We start from the raw sequence: 10,372 nt of genomic DNA on the forward strand, positions 1-10,372 counted from the left end.
AAGCTTCTTATCTAAATTATCTCGCAAAACAAAAGCACCGAAATTTTGGTGCTAATGTTTAACGATTTTTGAGACATTTTCAAATTTGCTTGACAGTTAAGAACTTGGTTTTTCTTTTATTCATCAATATTTTTTATGCATAACTAAACATTTTCATATAATTTTTATTCATCATTTCTTCTAAAAGTTCTTCTCTATTAAAAGTCTGTGGTGTCACACCATCTATTTCAATAAAAAGCGTATTTCTATCTAAAACTTCAACTTTCATTGATTGAATTGCAATCCCATATTTTTTCATTGTATGCTGAATATCAGATAAAGCAGAAACATCTTGTGAAATCTGTAATTGTATAATTTGTCCTTGATTCGCATATTTTCTTAAAATACCATGATGAAACATAAATTGTAATCCTACCACAAAAAGTGTAGAAAGAATACCAACATCATAAAGACCACTCCCTATACATGACCCTACTCCAGCAGTTGCCCAAATACCAGCAGCCGTAGTTAAACCAGAAACTGTTCCATGTCTTACGAATATAACCCCTGCTCCTAAAAAACCAACGCCACTGACAATTTGAGCAGCCATACGAGCAGCATCATACTCAACAACATCAGGAAATCCATATTTAGAAACAACCATAATCAAAGCAGCACTTAATGCAATAATAGCATGTGTTCTAATACCTGCTTCTTTATTTCTATTTCTTCTTTCATACCCAATGATAGCACCACATAAACCAGCAATAATAATTCTTAAAAACCATTCCCAATGAATCATCATATTTGGCATTTTACCATCTCCTATTCACAATATATTCTTCTTAACAACTCCCTTTTCTTTTCATCTAAGTCATATTCTTTTTCTAAAAATTCATCATAGTTTGTATATCTTTCTTTAATAGACTGAATTGTTAACATAATATTTTCTTTTTCCACCAACAACAAAGGATCACAATATTTTCTAAATATCTTAGGAATATGATGTTGTTTATAAAAATCTTCAACAAAATCATGAAGATATTCATTTGATAACATATATTCATCAATGGCATCTTCCTCACTCATCCCTAAAGCAATCATAATTAAAAATGCACTAACTCCTGTACGATCTTTACCCGCTGAACAATGGAAATAAATATGCCCCTCATCCCTCAATAACAATTCAAATAACCGATGATAAGCTGGATTATCAAATGCCATTGTTTGATATCCCTCACGAATGTATTGAATTAAAAATTTTAACTTATCAGGTGTCATTTTACCTTCTAGCATTTTTCCAAAATCAAATCCATTATCAGTATGTTCTTTAATCGTCAAAGCACTTATACGTTCATATTGAGCATTAGGAAAATCAATATCCTTAGCTAGCATTGCTTCTTGTTCATCACGATAATCTAAAATATAACGAATACCTAATTGATATTCCATATACTTTGCATCATCCAAAGAGATGGCATCTAATGATGCCCCTCTAAATATTTTATTTGGTTTCATGGTTTCACCATACTTATTTTTATATCCACTCACGTCTCTAAAATTACGAATCTTTAACTCTCTCATATTTTATGAACCTTTCTCAATAATATCTCTATTCTTGCATTTTATCATACTCTTTTTCTTTGCATTGTTCAACAAATCCACACATAAAAATAAGAAGTGTTTCCACTCCTTATTTATCATTATGCAAACTTTTCAAATTCTGATTTATCCCCAGTATGTAAATAATGACGATAAGCTTCTAAAATATCTTCTAATTCTTGATATGTTTCAATACGCGATAAACGATTTTTCACTTGTGCAGAAGATTTCAAACCCTTCATATACCAAGGAGCATGTCCACGCATTTGACGAATGGCATTCTTTTCTCCTTCAACTGGAATAAGTCGTTTGGCATGTTGTAAACATTGATCAATCTTTTCATCAATAGTTGGTTCTTCTAACAAGACTCCATTTTCAACATATTCGACCATTTGTTTAATAACCCAAGGATTTCCAAGTGCTGCACGTCCAACCATCACAGCATCACAACCTGTTTCTTCTAGCATTCTTTTAGCATCTTGTGCAGTTTTGACATCACCATTACCAATAACCGGAATACTTACAGCTTCTTTAACTTTCTTTATCCAAGACCAATCAGCATGCCCTTCATACATTTGTGAACGTGTTCTACCATGCACAGCAATTGCACTTGCTCCAGCTTTTTCAATCAGCTTAGCTATTTCGATACAATTAATTGAATCAAAATCATAACCAATTCTAATCTTAACTGTTACTGGTTTACTCACTGCTTCTACAACATTCTTCACAATATCATAAACCAAATCAGGGAACTGCAATAAATAACTTCCAGCATGAGCCTTTAAGACTTTATTTACTGGACATCCCATATTGATATCAATAATATCACAATTAGAATGTTCATCAACAAACTTAGCCGCTGTGACCATAGACTCTACATCTCCACCAAAAATTTGAATACTCACAGGATGTTCATTTTCATCAATTGTTAACATTTCAATTGTTTTTTGATTTCCATAACATAAAGCTTTATCACTAACCATTTCACTAACAACAAGTCCAGCACCAAACTCTTTAATAATCTTACGAAAAGCTACATTTGTAATACCTGCCATTGGCGCCATAATAATTCTATTCTTAATTTCTACATTTCCTATCTTCATCTTTTTTCACCATAACACAATATAACATAATTCTTTTATAAAACAAAGACAAATAAATGATATATTTATACTCGTAGGAGGCGATAAAGAAGTAAATAGATAAAATTGACAGTTTTAAAAATTTCTTCATGATATCAAATCAAAGAGTGACTTAACTCCCATCCCAAACGTTACTCTTATAATAATAAGAAGGTCTTATTTTCTCCCCCTCAGCCTTCTTATTATTTTTTTTAATTTATATGTATAAAACTTTTACAATCGTCAATGATATATACAGATAGCTTACACTTTCCCCTCTATTTTTTCCTCCCCATTAAAATAGATGTAAGTTATCGATTAGTTATATTCCTAATATTGGTAAACCCAGAAGAAGAAGGTACAACCCCCATCCGTGCCTTCTTTTTCGTATTATACAAAAAAAGTAAGAACAATGTCTTACTTCATTTGTTTTAATAGTTCTTTTAATTCATCTTCACTAAATTGATAAGCAGTATTACAGAAATGGCAACGCATTTCACAACCATGATCTTCATCAATCATTGCTTGAATTTCATCTTTACCAACTGTCATTAAGGCTCCACTCATTTTATCTTTAGAACAATCACATTCAAAAGCCAAATCTTGACTTTCTAAGATATCCACATCATCAAACAACATCTTCAAGATATCTTCTGGTGTTTTTCCTTCATGAATCAATGAAGAAACAGCTGGAAAATCTTTCATTTTATTTTCAATATATTCAATATCTTCTTCACTAGCATCAGGTAATAATTGAATAATAAATCCACCACTAGATAATATCTCATTTGTATCATTAACAAGTACTCCTAATGAAACAACTGAAGGAATTTGTTCAGAAACCATAAAATAATATGAAAAATCATCACCAATTTCTCCACTTTTGAGAGGAACAGTACCTACAAACGGTTCTTTTAATCCCATATCCTTTATAACTTGTAAAGTTCCTTCTTTTCCTACAGCTACCCCTACAGCTAATTTACCAGTATCATTATAAGTATAATGCACCTCAGGATTAGCAACAAAAGCTTTAATCTTTCCATCACTATTTGTCGAAGCAATCATGCTGCCAATAGGACCACCACCATTAATAGTAATTGTCATTTTCTCATGATTCTTGTTCATTGCTCCCATCATTAAAGTTGCTGACATCATACGTCCTAATGCTGCTGAAGCAGTTGGCCATAAACCATGTTTTTTTCTCGCCACTTCTAGTAATTCAGTTGTTTGACAGGCAAAAACTCTACAATTCTTTGATTCAACAATACCTCTCACTAAATAATCTTTCATCTTCTTATCCTCCAAACGCAAAATATCCAATTAAAGGAAGAATCATACTAATGACTAAAATGAATACTAATATTTTACTTATTGTACTTCTTTTCATCTTTTTCTCCTTACGAAAATAAGCGCATTGCGCTTATTTCATTTCATCTAATAAATCATCATCTAAATCTACAGGTTTAGGTGTTTTTGGAGCATCTGGGAAAGTAATATCTTTATGATGATCATCATCAATTTTTCCACTATGTGCTTCTAACATTTGACCTGTGTTATATAAAGATTCAATTTGTTCATTATTTAATGTTTCATATTCTAATAAAGCATCAGCAATAACGACCAATTTATCTTTTTGAGCAACAATAATTTGACGACATTGTTCATAACATTCATCAATAATCTTACGTACTTGTTGATCAATTTCATACGCTACTTGACCAGAGTGAGTATTACTTGTTGAAGAATAATCTCTACCTAAGAATACTGCATCTTGACCTGAAGCATATTTGATAGGTCCTAATTCAGACATACCTAATTCAGTGACCATCAATCTTGCAATACGTGTTGCTTGTTCAATATCATTATGCGCACCTGAAGTGACATCTCCAAAGAACACTTCTTCAGCGACACGACCACCCATAAAACCAGTGATACTTGCTTTTAATTGTGTTTTTGTTTGGAAATATGTTTCTTCCTTAGGTGTCATTAAGTTATATCCACCAGCTTGACCTCTTGGAATAATTGTTACTTTTTGTACCTTATTAGCATCTTCTAACGTTAAACCAATAATCGCATGTCCAGCTTCATGATAAGCAACTAATTTTCTTTCTCTTTCTGTATACTTACGTGACTTCTTAGCTGGTCCACCAATAACACGGTCAATAGCTTCATCAACATCATCTAAAGTAATCAATTGATGTCCTTGACGTACCGCTAATAAAGCTGCTTCGTTTAATACGTTAGCAAGCTCTGCACCAGAGAATCCTGGTGTACGTTGTGCAACGTTATCAAAGTTAACATCAGGAGCAAATTTCTTATTTCTAGCATGAACTCTTAAAATCTCAGCTCTTGCTTTCTTATCAGGATTTGCAACTTGAATTTGTCTATCAAAACGTCCTGGACGAAGTAATGCAGGGTCCAAAACATCAGCACGGTTTGTAGCAGCTAAAATGATAATTCCTTCATTTCCACTGAAACCATCCATTTCAACTAATAATTGGTTCAATGTTTGTTCACGTTCATCGTGTCCACCACCAACACCAGTTCCTCTTTGACGACCAACAGCATCAATTTCATCAATAAAAATGATACATGGTGCATTTTGTTTAGCTTTCTTGAACATGTCACGAACACGTCCAGCTCCAACACCAACAAACATTTCAACGAACTCAGAACCAGAAATTGAATAGAAAGGAACATTGGCTTCACCCGCAACAGCTCTTGCAAGTAAAGTTTTACCTGTACCTGGAGGCCCTACTAATAAAACACCTCTAGGAATTTTTGCTCCCATATTGACAAATTTCTTAGGATTCTTTAAGAAATCAACTAATTCTGTTAATTCTTCTTTTTCTTCATCAGCTCCCGCAACATCACTAAATCTTGTCTTACTATCTTTTTCTAGCTTAGCACGAGAATTTCCAAAATCGAAAGCTTTGGCATTAGCACCTCCGCCTCCACCAATACTACGCATAACGAATACCATTGCCCCAATTAACAATACATATGGTAATAAGCCTAAAATGGCATCCATTAACATGTTTTCACTTTTAGCATCTAAGACTTTTACATTAATGCTTTTATCTTGAAATAATTGCATTAATGAATTTAATTCTTCATCTGTTTGAGGAACATTTGTCTTAAACGAATAACTTACTTTTTTACCTTTTTCTTCTTTTTGATATTTACCTTCAACACTTGTTACGTAAATACCTGGCATCACTGTAATCTCACTGACTTTTTCTTGATCAACAATCTTTACAAATTGATTGTAGTTCACTTCACTTGATTTTCCACTATTTAAAAATGGAACAAGTGAACTCAATAAAACAATCACAACTAGCCAAGGCATTATCGCTTTAAATAAACTTTTGTTTTTGTTGTTCATACGATCTCCTTCATTATTGATAACATTCTTCTTTTAAAATACCTACATAAGGTAAGTTTCTATATTTCTCATTAAAATCTAATCCAAAACCAATGACAAATGCATTAGGAATTTCAAATCCTGCATATTTTGCTTCAATTGGGAAAGTTCTTCCTTCTTTCTTATCTAGCATTGTCACAATCTCAACAGAAGCTGCACCACGTTCTTCTAACATCGCTTTAACTGTTGATAAAGTCTTACCTGTATCCAAGATATCTTCTACTAATAAAATATCTTTTCCTTTCACATCTTGATCTAAATCTTTTTTGATGGTAATTGAACGAGATTCAACACCTTCATAGCTACTCACATCCATATAGTCAAAAGTGACATCAAGATCAATAAATTTAGAAAGTTCAGCTAAAAAAGGGACAGACCCTTTTAATAGTCCAACCAATACCAATTCTTTATCTTGATAGTCATTCATAATGAGTTTTCCTAATTCTTTACATTTTTCAGAGATTTCTTCTTGAGTAAATAATATCTCTTTGACATCTTTATGCATACTTTGCTCACTCCTTATAATGGTTATCCTATTTTATCACAAATACATTTGGTTTTGTAGTCAAATAATCAATGTTTTTTGCAATATGTGGCACTAAAATGATAGTTTGGTCCTTATTTAAGACAACTGGCCACGTTTTTCGCTTTAATGCAGGTATTTTTGCATTAATAAACAGACGTGAAAGTTTCTTTGTGCCAGCACTTGTCATGATGCTGTCACCTTCACGCATTGTTCGTACCGTTATAGGGTAATCATCTTGGCTAAGATACACCCCTTCATTGATATGTCCATTATCTAACAAATGAAAATATTCACAGCCAAAAGGAATAAATTCTTTAAATTCATAACAATATCCTTTTGTCTTATCTTTATCAATGATATAGATATTATCGTATTCTTTTATGAACAGATAATTAACTGGTAAATTCATTTGAATATTTGGTTTCACACTGTTAATCTGATGTTTAATTTCAGCAATCAATGATTGTGAAATTAATTGTGGATGCATAACATCTCTTAAAATCAAATATAAGAACATATCTCTTAAATCTTTAGGAATGTAATAATAGTATATCTGTCCATCTGATATATATTGTTGGTAATAAGGTTGAACTTTAAACTCTAATTCTTTAATTCGTTGGTTATGCTTTTGAGCTCTTTTTAAGAGAGCTTCTTTTTGTTCTTTGGTATAACGATTTAAAACAGTATTTCTCACTTTATCTCTTTCAAAGTCAATTTCAAAGTTTGTATAATCATCATGATATGGAATCTGTCTTATCTTGCATGCCTGTAAAATATCTTCCTTATAACAATCCATCAAAGGACGAACTACACGCATATCTTGAACATAACTTTCTTCCTTGATTCCTAAATAATGAATTACATTATGTTTACTAAGTTGCATATAGATTGTTTCTAAATGATCATCTAAGTGATGTCCTAAAATCAATCCATCACATTTATATAAATCATAGATTTCTTTATAAAAGTCATATCTTAAACTGCGTGCCTGATCCTGAAAATTGCCATCATGATAATCTTGCGAATGAAATTCTTTATAGTAAAAAGGAATTCCATACGTTGCACAATAATCACAGACAAGTTCATAATCTATATAACTATCATGACGATAATTATAATTCACATGAGCAACAAGCAAATGATATCCTGCCTTACGTAATGTATCTAATAAATACATAGAATCACAACCACCTGAGACACCAATGACATAATACTTTGTTTTATTTAAAAGTTGTTCATTCATTTTATCACTTCCGAGCCCATTATATCAAAGAAATATGAATTCAAAAACAAAAATCCCAATATTTTTGGGATTATTGTTTACAAAGCTTTAATACGACTAACGTCATATCATCATTTTTATCTTCATCACTGGCTAAATTTGTTAAAAGATGAGCGATTTCTTTAGGATGATCATCATCAATTAAATACTTATTACTTTCTATAAAGTCTTTAAAATGACTTGTAAAGCCATCAGTCACAATAAAGACAATATCATTTGTTTTTAATTGATATTTTTCCATTGATGTTTCTAATGGTGAAACAATTCCCATAGGTAAAGATGAAGAAGCAATTTCAATCAGTTCTTGATCTCTTAAGATATAAGTTGGACAGGCTCCATATTTAACCATTGTTAAGTCTCCTGTTACTAAATTAATTTGAGCCATATCAACAGTGGTAAACATATCGTTACGATTTTTTATTTTTAATAATGCATTAACCGATTGAACAGTATCATTTAAAGAAATCCCATTAACAATCAACTGTTTCATAACATCAATTGTAAGTGAAGAATCATTACTAGCTTTTTGTCCTTGCCCCATTCCATCACTCACTGCAAAATACTGGTTCTCATCCATTGCAAAAACCCCATAACTATCCCCACAAGCAACTGGATCTTTTGCACACTGAGAAATACCATATTGAACATAATAACGTGTATGATGTTTTAAAACTAAATATGTATAACCTAATTGATGCATTGGTGTTTTTAAGACTTCTATATCTAATGTTTCATTCAAATAAGCTTCTAAGATAGGAATAAATTCATTCTCAATTTCTTCTTTATTAATTTCATATAAACCAATTTCAATATAATAAACCGATTGAGATTCATAATATTTTTTCAAATGAGCAATTTGAAAATGATAACCTTCCATATGTTCTAAAATATGTGATTCCTCAATATGTCCAATCTTTAATTGACTAGAGAATTGATGAAAAACATCATTTAATAAAGAAAATTGATGATAAAGATCTTTTTTCATTGTTTGATATTCTTGTTGAACACGATGAACTTTACGATAGTCTTTTTGATAAGCTTTTATAGTTTGAAAATATTGTTCAGGTTTTAAACAATAATGATAAATAAAATCTTCATCACTTTCACTATAGTGCTCTTTTAACCCTTTATTCATTAACTTAACTAAGCGATTTGGCCCATATTTCTTATGAAAACAAGTTTCTTGACTCGTACAATTTTGACACATATCCTCATAAATATAACCTATGTATTCTAAAGAATGACTTCTTTGTGGAGCTGTTGTAAATAAAGCTGTCATTTGTTCAAAAAGACGACAGAAAGAATCAACTTGTTTTGAAAGTTGTTGTTTCATTGTCATTTCTTGATAACTTGATGATAATAATGGCTTGGTTTTATGGATTGGTATAATTGCAAAGATAATTCCACTCATAGCAACAATAACTCCATGATATGGATAACTAAATTCTAAGAAGAATGGAAGAATTAAATGAGAAACAAAGTATAAGGATGTAATCGATAGTTTGTTTTGACATTTAACCATATAAAAGAAAAATAAAGGAATTAGAAATGATAGAATGTCATCTTTATAACCTAAATTCATCAACAACATCAACATCGAAGCATAAAATAAACCTGGTAGTAAATCATCTAAACATTCATGATATATCATAACTAAAATAAAGACACGAATTAGAATCATTGTGATAATTTGTGAATAAGGCAATAAACTCATCATACAGATTAAAACAACGACCGCTAATGCTTTTACTCTTACATGTGTTAATAATTCGGATTCCCCATGCATAAATAATGGTGCTAAATAAGCAAAGATAATAGTATTAAAGTAAGTTAATACAGTTAATAATAAGGTTGATAATAAATCGATTTGTATGTAAGCATAATAAATGCCTCCAATCAATGTTAATAAATAAGGAACATACCTTGATTTCATTGATTGAAACAATAAACAAAACTGCAATAATACAAAAGCAAATAAACTAATAACTAATACTTCATAAGGAACTTTCAAAAAGATAATTCCTATCAATAAACCTACTAAATAACTTAATAACGCTCGATATCCACACATAAAACATAAATAAAACAAAGGTAAAACAAATAATAATGATGTATGGTGAATACTGACCAATGAGACTAGAAAAGAAATGAGCGTTATATAAATAACAAACTGTAATTTTATTTTTTTTGTACGACTTGGATTGATAATCAGTTCCATATTTTCACCTCTCACATGCATTATAGTCCCTTCTTTTTAAATTATTTGTCACATTAGAAAGATGTTTTATTTTTTATTACAAGTTAAAAAGAAACCCAATATATAGGTTTCTTTTCAAATATCAACTAAGATAATATTTCTAAAACATCCTCTTCATCTTCAACATCAAAAATCTTGATTGTCAATTGGTCTAACTTGTCCTCTGGACTGACTTCTATCT

8 protein-coding genes are annotated in these 10,372 nt (G+C 30.9%); all 8 read right to left on the reverse strand.

Features of this window, described 5'->3' with window-relative positions; all coding sequences use genetic code 11:
• Nucleotides 1-133: 133 nt before the first annotated feature.
• Nucleotides 134-793 (reverse strand): MgtC/SapB family protein, encoded by a 660-nt coding sequence (locus EDD60_RS15785; protein WP_066447513.1) that lies wholly within the window; start codon nucleotides 791-793, stop codon nucleotides 134-136.
• Between the two features lie 11 nt (nucleotides 794-804).
• Nucleotides 805-1,563 (reverse strand): tyrosine-protein phosphatase, encoded by a 759-nt coding sequence (locus EDD60_RS15790; RefSeq protein WP_066447516.1) that lies wholly within the window; start codon nucleotides 1,561-1,563, stop codon nucleotides 805-807.
• A gap of 119 nt (nucleotides 1,564-1,682) precedes the next feature.
• Nucleotides 1,683-2,684: a tRNA dihydrouridine synthase DusB gene (gene dusB / locus EDD60_RS15795; RefSeq protein WP_066447519.1), complete on the reverse strand. Its 1,002-nt coding sequence runs from the start codon at nucleotides 2,682-2,684 to the stop codon at nucleotides 1,683-1,685.
• 435 nt (nucleotides 2,685-3,119) lie between these two features.
• Complete coding sequence (gene hslO / locus EDD60_RS15800) at nucleotides 3,120-3,992, reverse strand: Hsp33 family molecular chaperone HslO (RefSeq protein ID WP_066447522.1); 873 nt, start codon at nucleotides 3,990-3,992, stop codon at nucleotides 3,120-3,122.
• A 130-nt stretch (nucleotides 3,993-4,122) separates the two neighbouring features.
• Nucleotides 4,123-6,087, reverse strand: a complete 1,965-nt coding sequence (gene ftsH / locus EDD60_RS15805; protein ID WP_066447524.1) for an ATP-dependent zinc metalloprotease FtsH — start codon at nucleotides 6,085-6,087, stop codon at nucleotides 4,123-4,125.
• A gap of 13 nt (nucleotides 6,088-6,100) precedes the next feature.
• Complete coding sequence (hpt, locus tag EDD60_RS15810) at nucleotides 6,101-6,631, reverse strand: hypoxanthine phosphoribosyltransferase (protein ID WP_066447527.1); 531 nt, start codon at nucleotides 6,629-6,631, stop codon at nucleotides 6,101-6,103.
• Nucleotides 6,632-6,659: 28 nt separating this feature from the next.
• Nucleotides 6,660-7,895 (reverse strand): tRNA lysidine(34) synthetase TilS, encoded by a 1,236-nt coding sequence (gene tilS, locus EDD60_RS15815; RefSeq protein ID WP_066447530.1) that lies wholly within the window; start codon nucleotides 7,893-7,895, stop codon nucleotides 6,660-6,662.
• 70 nt (nucleotides 7,896-7,965) lie between these two features.
• Complete coding sequence (locus EDD60_RS15820; RefSeq protein ID WP_132226549.1) at nucleotides 7,966-10,152, reverse strand: PP2C family serine/threonine-protein phosphatase; 2,187 nt, start codon at nucleotides 10,150-10,152, stop codon at nucleotides 7,966-7,968.
• Nucleotides 10,153-10,372: the final 220 nt, after the last annotated feature.

Origin of the sequence: Longibaculum muris (assembly GCF_004343035.1) — a bacterium.
Lineage (GTDB): Bacteria > Bacillota_I > Bacilli_A > Erysipelotrichales > Coprobacillaceae > Longibaculum > Longibaculum muris.

Bases quoted from the DNA above. Each gene is read 5' to 3' on its own strand.
- tilS (WP_066447530.1), bottom strand. From the start codon at position 7,895: ATGAATGAACAACTTTTAAATAAAACAAAGTATTATGTCATTGGTGTC.
- hpt (WP_066447527.1), bottom strand. From the start codon at position 6,631: ATGCATAAAGATGTCAAAGAGATATTATTTACTCAAGAAGAAATCTCT.
- ftsH (WP_066447524.1), bottom strand. From the start codon at position 6,087: ATGAACAACAAAAACAAAAGTTTATTTAAAGCGATAATGCCTTGGCTA.
- hslO (WP_066447522.1), bottom strand. From the start codon at position 3,992: ATGAAAGATTATTTAGTGAGAGGTATTGTTGAATCAAAGAATTGTAGA.
- dusB (WP_066447519.1), bottom strand. From the start codon at position 2,684: ATGAAGATAGGAAATGTAGAAATTAAGAATAGAATTATTATGGCGCCA.
- EDD60_RS15790 (WP_066447516.1), bottom strand. From the start codon at position 1,563: ATGAGAGAGTTAAAGATTCGTAATTTTAGAGACGTGAGTGGATATAAA.
- EDD60_RS15820 (WP_132226549.1), bottom strand. From the start codon at position 10,152: ATGGAACTGATTATCAATCCAAGTCGTACAAAAAAAATAAAATTACAG.
- EDD60_RS15785 (WP_066447513.1), bottom strand. From the start codon at position 793: ATGCCAAATATGATGATTCATTGGGAATGGTTTTTAAGAATTATTATT.